The organism is Snodgrassella communis, from assembly GCF_914768045.1.
Classification (GTDB): Bacteria; Pseudomonadota; Gammaproteobacteria; order Burkholderiales; family Neisseriaceae; genus Snodgrassella; species Snodgrassella communis.
The window spans coordinates 84,775-103,997 of record NZ_CAJZCD010000001.1; the positions used below are offsets into that span (position 1 = coordinate 84,775).

13 protein-coding genes and 1 tRNA gene are annotated in these 19,223 nt (G+C 37.9%); 3 read left to right on the forward strand and 11 right to left on the reverse strand.

From position 1 onward, the window contains the following. The first annotated feature begins 1 nt into the window (after position 1). The gene (locus tag MJ761_RS00340; RefSeq protein ID WP_093090966.1) at positions 2 to 1,324 is read left to right on the forward strand and encodes an aminopeptidase P N-terminal domain-containing protein; all 1,323 of its coding nucleotides are present in this window, start codon (positions 2 to 4) and stop codon (positions 1,322 to 1,324) included. Between the two features lie 80 nt (positions 1,325 to 1,404). Here MJ761_RS00340 and hslO read toward each other — a convergent pair whose 3' ends face one another. From hslO to MJ761_RS00370, 6 genes are all read right to left on the reverse strand, one after another. Continuing rightward, complete coding sequence (gene hslO / locus MJ761_RS00345) at positions 1,405 to 2,319, reverse strand: Hsp33 family molecular chaperone HslO (protein ID WP_093091316.1); 915 nt, start codon at positions 2,317 to 2,319, stop codon at positions 1,405 to 1,407. Between the two features lie 866 nt (positions 2,320 to 3,185). Continuing rightward, positions 3,186 to 3,262 (reverse strand) — tRNA-Arg (locus MJ761_RS00350). A 179-nt stretch (positions 3,263 to 3,441) separates the two neighbouring features. Then, entirely contained in the window at positions 3,442 to 4,914 is a 1,473-nt protein-coding gene (locus MJ761_RS00355; protein WP_093090968.1) for a YfcC family protein, read from the reverse strand. A 62-nt stretch (positions 4,915 to 4,976) separates the two neighbouring features. After that, a complete protein-coding gene (gene arcC / locus MJ761_RS00360) occupies positions 4,977 to 5,912 on the reverse strand; it encodes a carbamate kinase (protein ID WP_093090970.1) in 936 nt (311 codons plus the stop codon). A gap of 22 nt (positions 5,913 to 5,934) precedes the next feature. Further along, complete coding sequence (locus MJ761_RS00365) at positions 5,935 to 6,942, reverse strand: ornithine carbamoyltransferase (RefSeq protein ID WP_037406443.1); 1,008 nt, start codon at positions 6,940 to 6,942, stop codon at positions 5,935 to 5,937. Between the two features lie 22 nt (positions 6,943 to 6,964). Next, positions 6,965 to 8,209, reverse strand: coding sequence for an arginine deiminase (locus MJ761_RS00370; protein WP_093090972.1), 1,245 nt, complete (start codon positions 8,207 to 8,209; stop codon positions 6,965 to 6,967). Between the two features lie 616 nt (positions 8,210 to 8,825). Here MJ761_RS00370 and MJ761_RS00375 point away from each other — a divergent pair. Further along, positions 8,826 to 9,290: an Lrp/AsnC family transcriptional regulator gene (locus MJ761_RS00375; RefSeq protein ID WP_037406440.1), complete on the forward strand. Its 465-nt coding sequence runs from the start codon at positions 8,826 to 8,828 to the stop codon at positions 9,288 to 9,290. A gap of 35 nt (positions 9,291 to 9,325) precedes the next feature. Here the strand turns inward: MJ761_RS00375 and argS are convergent, their stop codons facing one another. After that, entirely contained in the window at positions 9,326 to 11,062 is a 1,737-nt protein-coding gene (gene argS, locus MJ761_RS00380; RefSeq protein ID WP_093090974.1) for an arginine--tRNA ligase, read from the reverse strand. Between the two features lie 1,326 nt (positions 11,063 to 12,388). On the opposite strand from argS, the gene MJ761_RS00385 reads away from it, so the two are divergent. Then, positions 12,389 to 13,231: a class II glutamine amidotransferase gene (locus tag MJ761_RS00385; RefSeq protein WP_093090976.1), complete on the forward strand. Its 843-nt coding sequence runs from the start codon at positions 12,389 to 12,391 to the stop codon at positions 13,229 to 13,231. A gap of 779 nt (positions 13,232 to 14,010) precedes the next feature. On the opposite strand, the gene MJ761_RS00390 is transcribed toward MJ761_RS00385, so the two are convergent. From MJ761_RS00390 to MJ761_RS00405, 4 genes are all read right to left on the reverse strand, one after another. Continuing rightward, entirely contained in the window at positions 14,011 to 15,372 is a 1,362-nt protein-coding gene (locus MJ761_RS00390; protein ID WP_093090978.1) for a sodium-dependent transporter, read from the reverse strand. Positions 15,373 to 15,599: 227 nt separating this feature from the next. After that, positions 15,600 to 16,403 (reverse strand): carbon-nitrogen hydrolase family protein, encoded by an 804-nt coding sequence (locus MJ761_RS00395; RefSeq protein WP_093090980.1) that lies wholly within the window; start codon positions 16,401 to 16,403, stop codon positions 15,600 to 15,602. A gap of 730 nt (positions 16,404 to 17,133) precedes the next feature. Continuing rightward, entirely contained in the window at positions 17,134 to 17,994 is an 861-nt protein-coding gene (locus MJ761_RS00400; protein ID WP_093090982.1) for an FRG domain-containing protein, read from the reverse strand. Positions 17,995 to 18,003: 9 nt separating this feature from the next. Further along, positions 18,004 to 18,882 carry a helix-turn-helix transcriptional regulator gene (locus tag MJ761_RS00405; protein WP_093090984.1) on the reverse strand — a complete coding sequence of 293 codons (879 nt, stop codon included), beginning with the start codon at positions 18,880 to 18,882 and terminating at the stop codon, positions 18,004 to 18,006. Between the last annotated feature and the right edge of the window lie 341 nt (positions 18,883 to 19,223).

A 19,223-nucleotide genomic window follows, 5' to 3' on the forward strand; every position in this document is an offset into this window, starting at 1 on the left:
AATGCCTATCGACATTACCATTTATCAGCAACGCCGTCAGAAAGTACTGGAACAAATCGGCGAAGATGGCATTGCCATTCTTTTTGCCGCTCCCGAGCAACGTCGCAGCAACGACACAGAATACCCTTTCCGGCAAGACAGCTATTTCCATTACCTAACCGGCTTTCCCGAAACTGGCGCAGCCCTCATACTGAATGGCCGAGAACACAGCGCCACCCTACTGTGCCGCAATAAAGATCCCAAACACGAAATCTGGAATGGTTTTCGCTATGGTCATACAGCAGCACGAGAAACATTTGCCTTTGATGCCAGCGACGACATCAGCCAATGGCCAACTTACCTCAGAAATGCCCTCTCAGGACATCGTCGCCTATTTGCCTTGTGGGGACTGTATCCTGAAAACGACCCGAAACTAATCGAATTATGGTACGAAGTGGCTCGCATCGCCAACTATCGCAGTGCCAATGGCAGCACCCTCGCACCAGACAGCATGGTCAATCTTGCCACCATACTCGATCCAATGCGCCTCATTAAAGACCAGCATGAACAGGCATTAATGCGCACGGCCGCCGAAATCAGCGCACAGGCGCATATCCGCGCCATGCAGACCACCCGCCCGGGACAATATGAATATCAAGTAGAGGCCGAAATTCTGCACGAATTCATGCAGCGCGGAGCGCGTTACCCTGCCTACAACAGCATCGTCGCCGGCGGCAAAAATGCCTGCTGCCTGCATTACGTCAGCAATAACTGCCAGCTTCAGCACAACGAACTACTCATGATAGATGCCGGTGCCGAATACCAGATGTATGCAGGTGACATCAGCCGTACCTTCCCCGTCAGCGGCCGCTTCAACAGCGCGCAAAAAGATGTTTACGACATCGTACTGGACGTTAATCAGGCCTGTATTGCCGCTACCATCAAACAAGCCAACTGGCAAACCATCAGTGCCACAGCCATCAACATGCTGACCCAAGGTCTCATAGATTTGCGTATACTGCACGGTAGCCTTGAACAAAATATCGAAACTAAAGCCTACCGACGCTTTTACATGCATGGCCTCGGCCACTGGCTCGGTCTGGATGTCCATGACGTGGGCGGTCGCTTTAATGAAAATGAACAGCCAATCCTGTTACAGCCCGGCATGGTAACCACAGTCGAACCCGGCTTGTATATCAGCGCTGCCGATGACATACCAGCAGCATTCCATAACATCGGCATCCGCATCGAAGATAACGTACTGGTTACCGAAACTGGCAACGAAGTTCTTACCGCCTCCGTGCCTAAAACCACCACAGAAATAGAAATATTAATGCAGCATTAAAACAACAGAATTACCATAATCAGCCTGCAAAAAAAGCAGCCAGCCAACTACACCGGCTGCTTTCTGTTGCAAACTCAGGACTAATGATTTATCTGCCTATCGGCTAATTCCTGCTGTGCCGTTGCCACCACATCACTGCCAAACAGAGCATTCACATCCGCCTCATCAAACACATAGCGCGCATAACAGAAATCACAATTCACCTCAATACTGCCCTGCTCCACTACCGCTTCACCTACCTCCTGTCCACCAAGCAACAGCAGCATATCACCCACCTTGGCACGGGAACAGGTACAGGCAAATTCCACATCCTGCGGCGCAAACAACCTTACCTCATGTTCATGGAACAGCCGGTACAATAAAGTCTCAGCATCCAACTGCAACAACTCATCCTCAGTAAGCGTACCAGCCAGAGCAGATAATTCCGTCCAGCTATCTTCCTCAATATCCCGTTCTGGCAGTCTTTGCAGCAACAACCCACTAGCATGATCATCATCTGCCGCCAGCGTAATATAAGTCGCCAACTGTTCCGAACGCGCCATATAATTCATCAGCATCTGTGCAATACTGTCACCGGCCAGTTCCACTACCCCCTGCCATGACTCACCTTGCGCCGGTTGTAATGTCAGCACAAACATGCCGCCTTCACCGAGCAAATCCGCCAACTGCATATTTTCATCAATTACCGCAGACTCATCCCAGCGCGCAGTTGCCCGGCAGGTAGCTGCTGATGTAGCCTCCGCTACCAACATTTTCAGCACACCCTTACCTTGTACCTGCACAATCAGATTCCCATCAAACTTCAGATTACTGGCCAGTAATACCGCGGCAACAGTCAGCTCCCCTAATGCCCGATGGATCGCTTTCGGATAAGCCTTATTCTTAGCTACATGCTGCCAGACCTGCTGTAAATTTACATGCAGGCCACGCACCGGGCAATCATCAAACATAAAACGCGTCAACTGATCTGCCTTAGCCATCTTACTTTCTGTCATCATTACTATCTCGGCAAAATAATCAGCTTATATGGTCACTCCTAGTGAAAAAATCAAGTCATCTTATCACCACACCAGAATCAGAAAACCTCTGTAAATACCAGCATCTCAGCTCACAATTCACATACTAAATTACGCAGCGGTTCTAGTGTTTTATATTCATCAGATGTCATATCATTTAGCATCTCATGAAGTATTTCTTGGTTATAAACCGTCAGCCATTCTCCAGTTAACACCCTTACTTACTCTGGTTCACTCACCCAAAAGTATGAATCTAATACTTTTATACACTAAGTACGATTAAACCGTTCACCATAACCATTTACATATAAATTGTCTGATTGAATATAATCTAGAGTTATACCTTATGATTACAACCAGTTAAAGAATATTTTTTGGTATATTTCACTCCACCATCTACATATATTTTTAACGGACAAGCATAATTCGACTAGTTCAGGTAATCCTGCCTGCTGATTACCACAGTATCAGTATTAAATACCTCACAATTGAAGTCCTCAATTATATTGAACGTTTTAAAGCAACATTGATTTCGGCCACAGTCACTTATCGAATCCATTGACCACATTCAACTTATTTATTTTGGATTTTATAATAAAATATATCCTACTTCTGGCTGAAATATTTTAATGCATAGTAACCACCTGATTGCATAAAATACAGCACGAAAACAAAACCAGCTGTTTAAAACTGGCTTATGCCTGAAGTAGTAGCTGATGATTAATTTAGAAAATTATATAATGAGCTCTCATATAGAATTTAATGACAAAAGCTTGATATAAACTCATACCAAACTCAAAATTCTAAAGCTCCATTTATATAGCTAATAAGAATAATTTGCCAGATGGTGCACCCGGAGCGATTCGAACGCCCGACCCTCTGGTTCGTAGCCAGATACTCTATCCAACTGAGCTACGGGTGCAACTAATTTATTATACTACTCTAAATAAAAACATACCGTCAAATTCTCAGTTTGAATTTATCCTGCGTAAAAAAACTACTTCTCAAAATCTGCTTCCCAGTCTATCGTAAGTACCCCCCTGTAACCTGCCAAAGATTAGTGGGGGGGATAAAGAAAAATAGCCAGTATAAATTTGACAATCAGCTTGTCAGCACCATCATCGATACCGTTAAAATAACTATATTCATAATTAATATAACAGCGATTGGACGCCCCATAAATTTTAACCAAGTACTGTAATTTACTTTAGATAGCTGCAAGCCACCCATGACAACGCCAGATGTAGGCGTAATCAAATTCACTAAACCACTACCAGCCACAAAAATCATAATCATAATATTAGGATCCATACCTAACTTAGCAGTTAGCGGTCCTAAAATTGGTATAGAAACAAAGGCAAGAGCAGATGTTGAAGGAATTAAGAAAGACAGACCTAAATAAATCAAGTAAGCTACAGGAACAAAGATAACTGGCGACAATCCAGTTAACAGACTTTGTGCCTTATCTAAAATAAATAGATCTAAATGCGTTTCCCCCATTAATACCGAAATAGAACGGGCAACAACAATAATCAAAACTACTGATAAAATATCGCACGCACCCGCAATAAAATTATCAATAATATCTTTTTCTGACATCCTCGCCACCACACCAATGACTACTGACATCAGTAAAAACCACATTGCTAAATCACCAAAAGTCCAATCGCCAAAATTACTACCAGTTAAAAACGACGTCCAGCCATTAAAAACAGTTATATTGAATTCACCCCATGGTATCAATGAAATTATCATAACAATGAAAGTGAATGCAAACAGGATCAGAATATTTTTTTCACGTCGTCCAAAACTAAGATGTTCTGTATTCTCTTTATTGAAATACAAATTCATTTCAGTTTGTTCTTGTTGCGACAATAATGTAAGCGTTTTATCTTTTCTAATTTTTTTGGCATATCTCATCACATACCAAATGCAAAAAGCAAGCGTTGAGAGCCAAAGAACTGTTCCTACCGTAATAATGGTTCCCTGATTAGGATTATAGCCAACGCCCTTAAGCGCATCACCGGCCACACCAGTAGCGAAAGGATTAACAGTTGATCCCAATACACCCGCTCCTGCTCCTAAGAGAATAACTCCCACGGCTATCAGAGTGTCAAAACCAGCGGCCACCAAAGTTGCAGTAATAAGAATATAGAATGCAATAGTTTCTTCCGCCATCCCGTATACAGTACCGCCAATAGAAAACAAAAACATCAGCAGCGGAATAAGCACCAATTCTTTTCCTTTTAACTTCTGAACCAATGCAGAAATACCTGCTTCCAAGGAATTTGTCTTCATCGCTACATTGATAAACCCACCTAAGACAAGAATAAATACTGCTATATTGATTGAATTTTGAAAGGATTTGAATGGTGCCATCACAAGATTACTCAGTGATGGAGAAATAACTGTAGAGACTACTTCTGAATTTTCAGGGAGCGTGACCGGCGTAAATGAATGACCGGATAGCAATTTAGAAATAATCCATAGCAAAGCCAAAATAATAAATAAAATACTAAATGCTGATAAGGATTTTTTCTTTTCTTTTGGTTGCGTATTTTTTTCAGATTGCATAATAAAGAATCCTTAAAAAAAAGGTATCGCATTTATCATATACGATACCTTGTTTGCTTTAGTTAATAGTATGTTAACTCAGTAGAAAAAGATGTATTAATTTTCGTACCAGCTATACCTTTAACAATATCATCAATATCAGCCAAAGAACCAATTACCGCTGATTTTCCCGGATTTTCCCTAGCAAAATTAATGGCTGCCTGTACTTTTGGCCCCATAGAACCAGCAGCAAAGCCCATTTTTTCTAGCGTATCCGGATGAGCCTCTTTAATGGCCTGTTGATTGGGTTTTCCCCAATTAACAAAAGCAGCTGATACATCCGTTGCAATGATAAAAATATCAGCCGCAACCTGTTTTGCCAAAACAGCAGAGCAAAGATCCTTATCTATTACTGCTTCTACACCTTTTAAAGTACCATCATCATCATAGAATGTCGGTATACCACCACCACCAGCACAAATAACCACCGTACCTTTTTCCAACAACCATTTTACAGGTCTAATTTCAAAAATACGTTTAGGAATCGGACTGGGAACCACACGCCTGTACTTATCATTATCAGGAGCAATGCTCCAATTTTTTTCTTTCGCAAGCTTTTCTGCTTCTTCTTTTGTGTAAACAGGACCGATAGGTTTAGTTGGATTCAAGAATGCAGGATCATTTTTATCAACTTCCACCTGAGATAATAATGTAGCTAATGGCGTCTCCAGAGGAAGAAGATTACCCAACTCTTGCATTATCATATAACCAATCATCCCAATAGATTCAGCTCCTAAAACATCTAATGGGTATGAAGGAACATCAGTATATGACAAAGATTGTAATGCAATTAAACCAACTTGCGGGCCATTACCATGCGCAATAACCAATTCATTCCCGGGATAAACTTTAGCAATTTGCTGACATGCAATCTTAGTATTCTGGCGTTGATTCTCAGCCGTTAACGGCTCTCCTCTTCGCAATAATGCATTACCACCCAAAGCAATAACAATTCTCATATTAATTCCAATCGTTTTTATCTTAAACTAAGCTGGATACAATAACTGCTTTAATGGTATGCATCCTGTTTTCAGCCTGTTCGAATGCAATATTGATAGGAGACTCAAATACATCCTCAGTAACTTCAATCCCATTTTTAAATTGTGGATATTGTTCTGCAACTTCCTTGCCCACTTTTGTTTCAGAGTTATGAAAAGCTGGCAAACAATGCATAAACTTAACTCGTGGATTGCCTGTTGCCGCAATCAATTCTTTATTTACCTGATATGGCGTTAATGCATCAATACGTTCACCCCAAGATTCAATAGGCTCACCCATAGAAACCCAAACATCAGTATGAATAAAATCTACATCTTTTACAGCTTTCTTCACATCATCAGTAACAGTAATGCGTGCACCACTTTCTTTGGCAAATTTCTCACACATTGCCACCAATTCAGGCTCAGGCAATAATGATTTAGGGCCAGAAATACGTACATCCATTCCCAATTTTGCACCAATTAATAATAATGAATTACCCATATTATTACGTGCATCACCAACATATGCATACTTAATTTCATTTAAAGGTTTACCGTTAGAATACTCCAGCATAGTTAACACATCAGCAAGCATTTGTGTTGGGTGGAATTCATCGGTTAAACCATTCCATACAGGAACACCGGCATAATCAGCAAGCTCCTGAACAATAGATTGCTTATAACCGCGATACTCAATCCCATCATACATCCGTCCTAATACACGGGCAGTATCTTTCATACTTTCTTTATGCCCGATCTGTGATCCGCTAGCACCAATATAAGTTACATTAGCACCTTGATCATGAGCAGCAACCTCAAATGCACAACGCGTTCTGGTTGAAGTCTTTTCAAAAATTAAAGCAATATTCTTGCCTTTCAGTAACTGTTTTTCAGTACCAGCATATTTAGCCCTTTTAAGATCGCGAGCCAAATCAATCAAATAATTAATTTCACGTTCAGTATGATGAACTAAACTCAGTAAGTTACGATTTTTCAAATTAAAAGCCATAATGAATTTCCTTTATTTAAATTTAAATGATTGAATCACGGATAATCGGACAAGTCATACAATGACCGCCACCACGCCCACGTCCTAATTCACCTGCATCCACTTCCAATACTTCTACACCGTGATCACGCATAATCTTATTCGTATAAGTATCACGGTCATAAGCAATACAAACCCGTCTGTCCAGCATAATCACATTATTGGCATCATCCCATTGCTCTCTTTGCGCCTGAAAATTATCGCCGCCAGTTTGGATACGCGTAACTTGTGAACCCGTTACCTTGCCCATTGCTTCAGCAACAACATCAACAAAATGTTGTCCTTTATGTTCCTCAATAGCGATTTCATCTTCTGCACCACTTCTATATAAGCTGTAACACTTAATCTGATCGACAACTTCCGGGAAAACTGAAAACAAATCATAATCTAACATTGAAAACACAGTATCCAGATGCATAGCAGCACGCGATTTGGGCATTTGACAGGCAATTACCCTTGTTGCCCCATTCTCTTTACCGCAAACACTTTTTGCCAGTTGAGATACCATTTGCGGGTTTGTACGTTCGCCCATACCAACCAGCACAATCCCGTTTCCAATTGGCATTACATCGCCACCCTCTACAGATAACGTTCCCAGATTTTCATCTGTGTCGCCCCACCAGATTTTGGCTTTTCCTGCAAAATAAGGATTAAATTTATAGATTGCTCGCATGATTAGCGTTTCAGGGCGGCGTGCAGGCCAATACATCGGATTTAAACTCACACCACCATAAATCCAGCAGCTTGGGTCACGCTGGAAAAGAGCATTTGGAGCTGGAGAAGTTAAAAAATCATCTTCACTCATATAATTGAACATCAGATCACAACTTGTTTTAAAAGGTAAATCTGATTTAGTAATACCACCGAATAAATATGCAGACAGATTCTCAGCCGGAAGCTCATTTAACCAAGCACGTACATCACTTAGCATATGAACCCCAATGTTTTGAGGAACGAAAAGACGATCAAGAATCCAATTTCTATGTTCTTTATTTTGTAATACTTCACTTAACGCAACATTTGCATCAATAACATGGACACCGCGATCTTTCATTATTTTTACAAAATTATCATGATCACGCTGAGCCTTTTCAACCCAGATAACATCATCAAACAAAAGCTCGTGACAATTAGATGGAGTCAATCTGTTATGAGCTAAATTAGGGCGACATACCATAACACTGCGCAATTTACCGCATTCTGAATTAACACCGAAATTTCCTGACATTATCAAAACTCCTCAACACATTATTTAACATGAATCTACTGAATTCGAAGCTATTATGGCTTTTTTTCATTGAAATTAAATTTTTTTAATTATTTATATGTACTGTATTTTAGAATTTTGTATCAAATAATCTTAGATTGATAGAATCAGATTTTAATTGTAAATACTCCTTAAAAAGTACTGCAAAAATGTTTAAAATTCTCTATCATTGAACCAAAAGGAATTGGTGAAGTATGAAAAAACTAGCTGAGCATCAAACTGTATCAATATTAAAAAAGCAGGGGCTGAGATACCTGCCAAAGGCTTTCACTGCAAAAAAGAGGGTTTATACTTCTTATAAATGATAAAACAGTCATTGTCCTGAGATTAAAATCACCAAAGCAACCCAGCCTGAAATATTTGCCGGTTTAACCAACAAAACAGCTCAGAAATACCAGATTTATATTTTTTTGTTAATCTCAAAAACACAAGGAGCATATCAAAGAGATATTAGCAGCATATAACTCCAAACATCCTCATAAGGAATGAAGCAATATGATACCGATAAAATAAAAATTATTGATACAAAATGCACGATTTTCAATGTAATTGCTGTACGAACAATGAGGTATTTATTATGAAACTGGATAACATAGATAAAAGAATACTCCGAATACTTCAACGAGAAGGTAACATTCAGAATAATGAACTTGCCAAAAAAGTAGGATTATCTCCATCCCCGTGCCTGCGTCGCATTAAAATATTGGAAGACGCCGGATTTATAAAACAATACGTAGCATTGCTTGATAAAAAAACCATTAATAAACAACTAATAGTATATGTCAGAATAAAAATAGATATTGCCAACACCAGCTCTGCTGCCATTGAAAGATTTATTTATGAAGTAAAATTATTGTCACAAATTCAAGAATGTTATGTTATGGCAGGAGAAAATGATTTTTTATTACGAGTATTGTGTACCGATTTAGAAGAGTATAGAAATTTTCAGGTTAATACCTTAGCATTGTTACCAGGCGTGTGTAATATTAAAACAGAAATACCATTACAAGTTGTTAAATGGACAACAGAAATAGACATTTAAATAAAAAAGCCTGAATTTACAGGCTTTTTTATTATCTACATTTTGTCTAATACATCCAGCCCTAAAAGATCCATCCCCTGCTTTAAAGTTCTTCCTGTTAATCTGGCTATTTGTAAACGACTATTTCTGATTTCATCCTTTTCTTTCAAAATCGGATATTTCTCATAAAACTTAGAGAATGAAGAAGCCAATTGAAACAGATAGCTTGCAAGATAATGAGGCATACAATCCTTAGCCACAGTAATAATTACATCCTCAAACTGCAACAATAAACATAACAGATTTCTTTCATCCTGCTCTGTTGCCAGAATAACATGATCAGTATTGGGTTCAATTGATTGCCCGCTTTTATTAAGCAAACTTTGAATTCGAGTATAAGCATACTGTAAATAAGGTGCAGTATTCCCTTCAAATGACAGCATACCTTCCCAATTGAAAATATAATCGCTCGTTCTGTTTTTAGATAGATCTGCATATTTTATCGACGATATCCCTACAGCAGTTGATATCTTAGTAACTTCCTCATTCGATAGCGCCGGATTTTTCTGACGTACCAGCTCTGACGCTCTTTCAACAGCCTCATTTAACAGATCAATTAACTTAATCGTATTGCCATCACGGGTTTTAAATGGTTTGCCATCTTTTCCCATCATAGTACCAAAGGCAATATGCTCTAACTGAGTCTTTTCAGTCGCGAATCCCGCTTTACGAACTGTGGCAAATAACTCTTTGAAATGTAAACTTTGGCGGACATCAACAACATAAATAATCCGGTCTGCTTTCAAATGCCTAACACGGTAGCGGATACATGCCAGATCAGTAGTTGAATACAGAAAACCACCATCACGCTTTTGAATAATAAATGCAGTTGGATTACCGTCTTTATCTTTAATCTCATCTAAAAATACAACTTTCGCACCATCACTATTTACCGCTATACCTTTTTGAACAAGCTCATCTACAGTTGGCTGTAAATCGTCATTATATGAAGATTCACCTTTCAAATTACTTTCATTAACCAGCAATCCAAGCTTTTTATAGACTTCCTGACAATGCTTTTGAGATACTTGTACAAAGCGACGCCATAAAGCCAGAACCTTTTCATCTCCACCTTGTAATTGCACAACATAACTTCTCGCTGTTTGTGCAAATTCTTCTGATTCTTCAAATCTCTTTTTTGCATTCCGATAAAACGCTTCTAAATCTGCCAATGCAACATCACTCTGCCCAACCTTTTCCGTCTCAACCATATAAGTAATAAGCATTCCAAATTGCGTGCCCCAGTCACCAACATGATCCTGACTGAAAGCATCATGCCCTAAAAATCTTAATACTCTATTTAAAGCATCACCAATAATACTGGCACGCAAATGGCCGACATGCATCTCTTTAGCCAAATTAGCAGATGGGTAGTCAATCGGTATGATTTGTTTTGGTTGTTTTTTTACGCCTAGCCTTTCATCAAACAAACATTCGAATGCCCTCTGACTAAGAAAGCTGCCTGATAAAAAAATATTAATAAAGCCCGAACCCAATATTTCGATGCTATCAACAATTCCTTCATCTTTCAAACAAGATAAATTGTTTACAACTTTCTCAGCAATCTCTCTAGGATTTGATTTCAAGGATTTTGCTGCTCCCATAGCCCCATTAATCTGATAATGGCCAAATTCAGGTTTTGATGCAGGACGTAACAGAGCTGGGTATGAAGACAAACCACTATCTTCAAAAGCCTTATCCACATAATTATTTAAAAATTTTTGTAATTCCATTCTCTCACACCTCATCTTTTATATTTATATTGCTATATATAACATAAAATGTAAGAAATCGTCGCATTGTTTACAGAAAATTGGAAAAAAACTGTCATGAATATACATAAAAAGATTAAATTGACGCCCTGTTACTGACAAAAAATTTAATGATTACTTTGAAAAGAGAATAACTTGTCACTGTTTTGGCTCAACGCTTTATGCTCAGTCCCCCGCCATTTATCATGTACCGAAAAAAAGCCGCATTGAAACTGTTTGCCTCATTAACCAGTTAAAATATACCCTATATAATTATTAACTATAGTCTTAAACGTCTGGTCAAAATTAAAAAATCCAACAAAGATAAATTAAAGTAGCAAGTAAAGTGCCATAACAAAATCTATCCGTACGTTATATTATATACAGACACAAAGTATTCATCTTTACTTAAAAATAAGATAAAGCAACAGAGCAGAGAACAATTATTTGTCTGGATTGCTAATTTTTTGTGTGCGAACATATGCAGGTATTGACTCAACTCAATCTCAATTTAGCTCAGCATGAGTTCTGCAAGACAATGTTTTAGTCTGATATCATTAAATGCATTTATTCAGCTATTGGCAGCGAATATCAGAACAATGAAAACATCTGCTTATCAAAAAAATCGAATAAACATAAAATAAATCATAAATTTACCAATCCAACCTATCCATAGACGAGCATTAAAGCAAAAATTAACTACTACAATACTGTTAAATCGTATAAAGCGGTTATCAGGCAAAACACCTTATGCGCATTAACAGATTATTTTTATAATGAAGTGTAAATAACCCGACATTCCCTAATATATAAACATCTTAACGGTAATAGCAGCATCCACTTCTTTTACTATCACTACAACTTAATACTCAGCCAGCTCTTTTATTTTAAATCCTCTGGAATTAAGTGAAAAATTTTTCTATTTTTGTACTGTATTAATTCAAGTGGTAATTACACTAAGAAATAAAGCGCCCAATTCTGGTTTTACTTGCTGATTGATCAACCTGCTGCTGCAATATTATTTCGTGGCAAGATGGCTACGGATTCAGAACATAGAAAGTAGTTTGGCAATATCACTGACCCAGTGATAAACTTCGTACACTCTTGATCATTACTTATCAACTTAAGTGCTATATAAACACAAATTTTTATACTGATAACTTTCATCTGTGTCTGTAACAACAGTTACAGGCTTTTTTATAGGCAAATATAAGCTTGAATTATCGATTACCATAATCCGGATGTATAATCTTTACCTGATGAAACAGCACATATCAATTTACTAATTTATCTATGGAGAAATAATACATGTGCCAGTTGTTAGGCATGGATTGCAATACCCCCACTGATATAGTGTTTTCTTTTGAAGGCTTCCGCTTACGCGGTGGCTTAACAGATAATCATGCTGACGGTTTTGGTATTGCTTTTTTTGAAGGTCATGGCGTACGCCTGCTTCAGGATGACAAGCCCTGCGCCAGCTCTCCTGTAGCAGATCTCGTACAGCAGTATAAAATTAAGTCGGAAAACGTGATTGCACATATTCGCAAGGCTACGCAAGGGCAGGTGCATTTGGTCAATACGCATCCGTTTGTACGCGAATTATGGGGAGAATACTGGGTATTTGCGCATAATGGAAATCTGCGCCGCTTTAAGCCAGCCGGTGGAGAATATTTTAATCCAGTAGGTACAACCGATTCCGAACAAGCATTCTGCTATTTGCTTGAGCAATTACGCCAGCGTTTTCGCCACAAGCCTTCACGCGAAGTTTTATTTCAAACGGTGGCAGAAATTACTGCTGAATTACGCCAATATGGGCTGTTTAATTATATGCTTTCCAATGGCGATTGGTTGATTGCCCATGCCAGTACCCTGCTCTTTTATATTATTCGACAAGCTCCTTTTGGTAAGGCAGTTCTGACTGATGAAGATGTAGCCATTGATTTTTCCGCCGTAACTACCCCTCACGATCGTGTTGCGGTAATCGCTACCCTACCCCTTACCTGTAACGAACAATGGCAGCAGCTGGCTATTAACGAACTGGTGATGTTCAGCCAGGGAGAAATTGTTTTGCGTGATTGTATCCAGCCGCCACAATATATGAGCGTGGAAGAAGGTCTGGCCGTTGCACGTAAAGCGGGCGTGAGTATGTGATGTATTTAACAGAGGTGATTTACTATTAATCAGATATTAAATTAAATCTAAGCCAGCGGAACAAATCCAGATAATTTGCAATCATATATAGTTCCGGCTATATATTACTGAAACCAGATACAGCTAATATTTATGCCTGCACAGAAAGTATTAAACCCATCTGCTGGCAATAGCAAAAGCCATGTAAAAATATTTTAGCTGTCAGCTAGTAATTTGTCTTACCGATAATATTAATCTGCTCAGAATATCGGCTTAAGTAATAAATTAACTGGTAAAACCCAATATAAGAACATAAAAAACTATTGTCAGGCATATCGGCTGCTTACAAATAAGTTTTTCACTCTACTAACGGATTAATATCTGTATTGCAGCCGATAGTGGATTTAAACAAAAATGTTTATCATTAGATTGTCCATTACCGTCTTAAACTTATAAAGCTTCATTAACAACGAATATATAAATTATCAGTGTCGCAGATAGGTACAGCCATAAACAAGCAGACCATATTGATAACTATCTGAACTATATCTTCTTTATTAACGAAACCTTTTTCTCTCATTTTCTACAGCATCACTTATCTGGCTTCATATGTGATTTTGGCGTGACAGAGAAAACTTGGGGATTAAGTATTATTTAAAAGTTAGAATAAATTATATTATATAACAACATGTTATGTTTTAAAAACAAATCAGGCCAATGAATACACCGGCTTGCGTTTCCCCCGCAAGCCGGTGTATTCATTGGCATAAAGCTTGATTTTAATATTGATTATTGCAAGCTTACATAAAGCCGTATATCAAGATAGCTATTACCGCCACAGGAATAACAATCCGACATAAGAATTTCCAGCCCGCAAATATTACCGGATTCAAATTCAGCTCCTGCCGAATGGTTTCCTGCTTCATCATCCAGCCGGCAAAAATAATAGTACCCAAACCAGTTAACGGCAGCATAAGCTTACTGGTGACATAATCCAGAAAATCAAAAATATTTTTTCCAAATATGGTGACATCCTGCCATGCATTAAAGGACAACAGACAGGCAATACCCAAAGCCCAGATAATTACACTGCTCACCAATGTAGCTGATTTACGGCCTAAATGAGTTTTTTCTTCCAGCAGTTCTACAGTTGGTTCCAGTAACGAAATAGAGGAAGTAAGTGCAGCAAAGGTAAGGAAGATAAAGAACAGTACACCGATGATGGTACCGCCAGCCATATTACCAAAAGCAATCGGCAAGGTAACGAAAATCAGGCCGGGCCCTTCTGCCGGTTGCAGACCATTGGCAAATACCAGTGGGAAAATGGCCATACCAGATAACATAGCTACAATTACGTCCAGAATTACCACGGTACGGGCAGTGGAAATCAGATTAACATCTTTGCCCAGATACGAGCCATAGGCCATCATAATCCCCATACCCAGAGACAAACTGAAAAACGCATGTCCCAATGCCGCCAATACAGCCTTACCCGTGATGGCAGACCAGTTGGGAGTAAACAGGAAAGCAAATGCTTTGCCAAATGAAGGGCCGCTGACAACGCCAGCATAAATCACCAGTCCAATCAGCAAAATACCCAGCCCCGGCATCATGATTTTACATGAACGCTCCAGACCGGCACCTACTCCCATCGCTACAATCAAGCCAGTAGCCAACATAAACACAGTATGCCAAGTAAGCAAATGATTTACACTGCCGAGAAATTGCTGAAACACCTCACTGGTACCATCACCATGCAGCCCTGTGAAAGTACCATTGCCGGCAAGGAAAATGTAATCAGTGGCCCAGCCACCAATCACGCTGTAAAAAGACAGTATCAGGAATGAGCCAAGTACACCAATAATACCTACCCAGCGCCATGATTTGGATCGTCCTTCAGCAGCAGCCACATCTTCCATAGTGTGAATCGGATTTTTCTGTCCGCGACGGCCAATCAGCCACTCGGCTACCAGAATCGGTAAACCAATCACAAACATGCAAATCAGATAGGTAAGCACAAACGCAGAACCACCCATCTGGCCGGCCATATAGGGGAATTTCCAGATATTGCCCAAACCTACTGCTGAACCTGCTGCGGCGAGCATAAATCCCATCCGCGAGCTCCATTGTGAATGCGATTTTTTCTTTGTTCCGCCACTCATAACTGCCCCTTACATCCTAATTCAAGATTCAATAGAAAACTCAACATTTAACTCTATAATGTAAAATTAATTGGTAATCATGCCATGAATCGCATTTTTGGACAAGAAATGATTGCTTATGTGCTGTTTTCTGGCTAATAACGGCACAATTTAGACATTATGTCCAAATTATTGAATTAATGTATTCAATTAATTCAACATCTGTTAAGGCAGATAATCATTCATGATTACAGTAAGCGATGTTGTAGTGCCGGTAATTTGGTGCGTACCGATTGCAGGAAATCTGCATCCAGCTCAGCACAAATTACGCCCTCTCCCTCTGGAAGTGAAGCGATTACTTCACCCCACGGATTAATAATCAAGCTGTGGCCATAGGTACGGCGGCCATTCTGGTGCTGCCCGCCTTGTGCTGAAGCCAGTACATAACACTGATTTTCAATTGCTCTGGCCGTTAACAGGGTATGCCAGTGCGCTTTACCAGTGGTATAGGTAAAGGCTGCCGGTAAAACCAGTACCTCAAATGGGAGCTGAGCACGGAAGAATTCAGGAAAACGTAAGTCGTAACAAATACCCTGCGCCACAGTGATATGATCAACCTTTAACTCCGGCACATCCATGCCGCGCAATATGGTATCGGCTTCGGCATAATATTCATTGGCACCGCTGTAACCAAACAAATGCATTTTGTGATAGAAACCAAGCAGCTCACCGGCACGCCCATACACCAGCATGGTATTAAGCACCTTGGTTTTATCGGTACTTTGTAAGGGTATGGTGCCACCAAACAGGACAATACCCAATTCAGCCGCCAGTGTTTTTAAGGCAGATTGCAGTACCCCATCGCCGAATGTCTCTGCTACAGCTACTTTATCGGTATCGTTTTTACCCATAATTGGCCAGTATTCAGGTAATACCACCCATTGCGCCCCTGCTGCGGCAGCCTGCCGCACTAAGCGCTGCATAGACTGGATATTTTCGGCAACATCTGTACCTGAAACCATTTGTACAATGCCAACATTGATATTGTTCATGTAATGCTCCTTAAATACTCAAAAAACTTATGCCATAACTGTAGCCGTAAGATTATTTATAGCCTTAACTGGATTGATACGCAAATAAATCAATATTTATTGTGATAATGCAGGTAGTTGCTGTGATGGTAAAGCAATTGTTGTAGAAATGTTATTTTAATTTCTACTAACATATTAATATTAATTAATAAATTCATACCTATATAAATATATTTTGACTTTAATGTAAGGCTATTACTAGAATAATCATGAAATTGAACAGAGGTTAATACTTAACTGCTTTAACAGCATAACAGGAGGAATAGGCAGTAATACAAACCAAACCACTACTTTTAAATAATATGACCTGAATAGCTGATGATTCAGCTATATAAATAATTACAGCAGAAGTCCAAATCATTTATCACAATAATTATTTGTATGTATTAATGAATTTATCTAATTGACAAAGAAACTGTTATAGTTTCAGTTAACATAAAACAACAGACTTAGTAATATCGGTATTAAGCTAGATTAAGCAACCTCTATCATCACTAAATTTATTTCATTCCGATAGATAAAAGAAGTTTGATAATTAGTTTTCAGATGAGTGTTTCAATGCATTTAACATTCAACGTTTCCTGAGCAAAAAAGACTATTCGTATGATAATGCAGTGATGGAGGCTGCATTAAAAAATATTAGTAGTTTAGTAGTTTAGTAGTTTAGTAGTTTAGTAGTTTAAATTAAAATTTATCTAACTTTAATTTTATAAGAAATATATCTAGCAGAACTTTCGATATCAGGAAAAACTGTACTTTCATTAATATTGAGTAAATCAAGTTCATCTAATATTTTTTTTCGATTATTAATTTTTATTCTTTTAATCTGAATATAGTCATTTCCAATTTCATCTAAAGTAGCATTTAAACCAAATAAAAGAAATACACCTGATTGAGAAGATATTCTGACATTATTTTTAATCCCTTTAATACAAATAATATCTTCCAAGTCTTTTTTATTGATTTTCGGTTCAAAAAATGGCTTTTCTTCTCTAATAAAATGAAGAAGTTTTTTTATGCTAGGTTGTTGGTTAAAGCGCTCACGTTCTTTGTTAAAATTAATTGCATCTTTCTCATGATGAGATAATCTAGCTAAATTTGCAATACAGCTTGCAGTATCTGAATCATAATATTTTACATATTCATCATCTATAAAAAATATAATTACTTCTCCAACACTCTCGTCCATAGACGCACTAGATCTGCAAGCAAAATAAAGAGCAATAAGAGGATTAGTTGTTAGATCAAGTAAACGAGTTGGCATTGAATAATGCTGCATTCGTACCAATTTATCTAAAGTATACTTATCATTGATAAATTCTTTATATTCAGACATGTAAAGCTCTCGATATAGAATATGTTCTTGCATACTGTATATTGACTGACCTTCACTATTTTTTCTAAATAATGAAGGTACTAAACGATACCGTTCACTTGAGTGTCCACGATAATATATATGTCGCTTGTGGTCATTTTTTATGGCGACTATTTGTTGAATAAATTCGACCACTTCCCCAATATAAATATCATTTTCTTCATGTTTGCTATACATATTATTTACCTATTCATTATCACTTAATTCATGAGATCCTGTTTTATACAAATAAAGAGGCATATCAATTAATCCAATACTTTCTATAGGAATAAAATGTATTTCACCATTAAGGTCTTCAAAATGAATGAATCTACTCATTTCAAATTCAATATCCATGATACTATTTAACAATGCAGAAGCATCTCCTATACTTATAGTTTCAGTTGTATTGTCATGAAAATAAATATAGACATCATTAATAAGCTCAAGAACATTATCATCTGTAATTCTATTTTTTTTGATTAATTCATCAATAATAATTTGTAACTTTTCCGAGGTATTCTCACAAAAGTGCTCATAATTAAAGAAATATTCTTCTATAAGATTATAATACTCTTCTGCTCCTAATCCTTGATATCCATCCCAAGGCAGCTCCCAATCTTTTGGCATATCTGAATAATCACCAAGGAGTGAAATTTTTTTTATTTTACTTTTATTGATAAAAAGTAATCGGTTATTTAAAGTTTTCACAGCAAGTATTTTGCTTTGTGTATCTGGTTGGTCATCATGTAAGACACGTTCAACTCTATTAGCTGTTGCAGAAGTAACTGGATACCACTTAATAACATTCGAGTTGTATAAAAGAATGCCTATATGCCCCCAAAAAGAATCAATCCTTTTGTCAGTATTCCACGGCTGCCAAGATGTTATAGTAACTACGTCATTATTTAAAAGATCATAAACACTTGTACCAAAAATTACAGCAATATCTCTTAATATTTTCAATTCTGGTTGAGATTTATTCAACTCCCAGTCACTTATATCTTTTGATTTGACACCTAACCTAGCAGCTAAATCTTTTTGCTTATAATTATATAATTTTCTTAAATTTTTTAATTTTTCCATAATAGTACTAATGTTTTTTTAAATTATTTCAGTTATATGAGTTAATAATTCACGAAAGAAGAGAAAATAATCCGTTTAAACTACTGACATAAGTTAATCTGTAACTAACCCATACCTAGTACACAACCTCTGTAGAAAATTACACAACGTGTTTTTAATATTGTGTATCCGATAAGCTTACGGTTTCAGCTTTCTGTTTCTTTAGGAATTGGATATCGGATATTTACATATCACGGTATTTATTCCGCCACTTAATAAAGCTGAATCGTTTATCCATATCATCGAAAACGCTTCTTAACTGGAGTCAGCGTCTGTTTTCTTAAGAATAAATAGGCTTAGAT

Excerpts from the sequence above, each read along its gene's own strand:
- MJ761_RS00385 (WP_093090976.1), top strand. The coding sequence starts at position 12,389 with ATGTGCCAGTTGTTAGGCATGGATTGCAATACCCCCACTGATATAGTG.
- argS (WP_093090974.1), bottom strand. The coding sequence starts at position 11,062 with ATGGAATTACAAAAATTTTTAAATAATTATGTGGATAAGGCTTTTGAA.
- hslO (WP_093091316.1), bottom strand. The coding sequence starts at position 2,319 with ATGACAGAAAGTAAGATGGCTAAGGCAGATCAGTTGACGCGTTTTATG.
- MJ761_RS00405 (WP_093090984.1), bottom strand. The coding sequence starts at position 18,882 with ATGGAAAAATTAAAAAATTTAAGAAAATTATATAATTATAAGCAAAAA.
- MJ761_RS00400 (WP_093090982.1), bottom strand. The coding sequence starts at position 17,994 with ATGTATAGCAAACATGAAGAAAATGATATTTATATTGGGGAAGTGGTC.
- MJ761_RS00340 (WP_093090966.1), top strand. The coding sequence starts at position 2 with ATGCCTATCGACATTACCATTTATCAGCAACGCCGTCAGAAAGTACTG.
- arcC (WP_093090970.1), bottom strand. The coding sequence starts at position 5,912 with ATGAGAATTGTTATTGCTTTGGGTGGTAATGCATTATTGCGAAGAGGA.
- MJ761_RS00355 (WP_093090968.1), bottom strand. The coding sequence starts at position 4,914 with ATGCAATCTGAAAAAAATACGCAACCAAAAGAAAAGAAAAAATCCTTA.
- MJ761_RS00395 (WP_093090980.1), bottom strand. The coding sequence starts at position 16,403 with ATGAACAATATCAATGTTGGCATTGTACAAATGGTTTCAGGTACAGAT.
- MJ761_RS00365 (WP_037406443.1), bottom strand. The coding sequence starts at position 6,942 with ATGGCTTTTAATTTGAAAAATCGTAACTTACTGAGTTTAGTTCATCAT.
- MJ761_RS00370 (WP_093090972.1), bottom strand. The coding sequence starts at position 8,209 with ATGTCAGGAAATTTCGGTGTTAATTCAGAATGCGGTAAATTGCGCAGT.
- MJ761_RS00390 (WP_093090978.1), bottom strand. The coding sequence starts at position 15,372 with ATGAGTGGCGGAACAAAGAAAAAATCGCATTCACAATGGAGCTCGCGG.
- MJ761_RS00375 (WP_037406440.1), top strand. The coding sequence starts at position 8,826 with ATGAAACTGGATAACATAGATAAAAGAATACTCCGAATACTTCAACGA.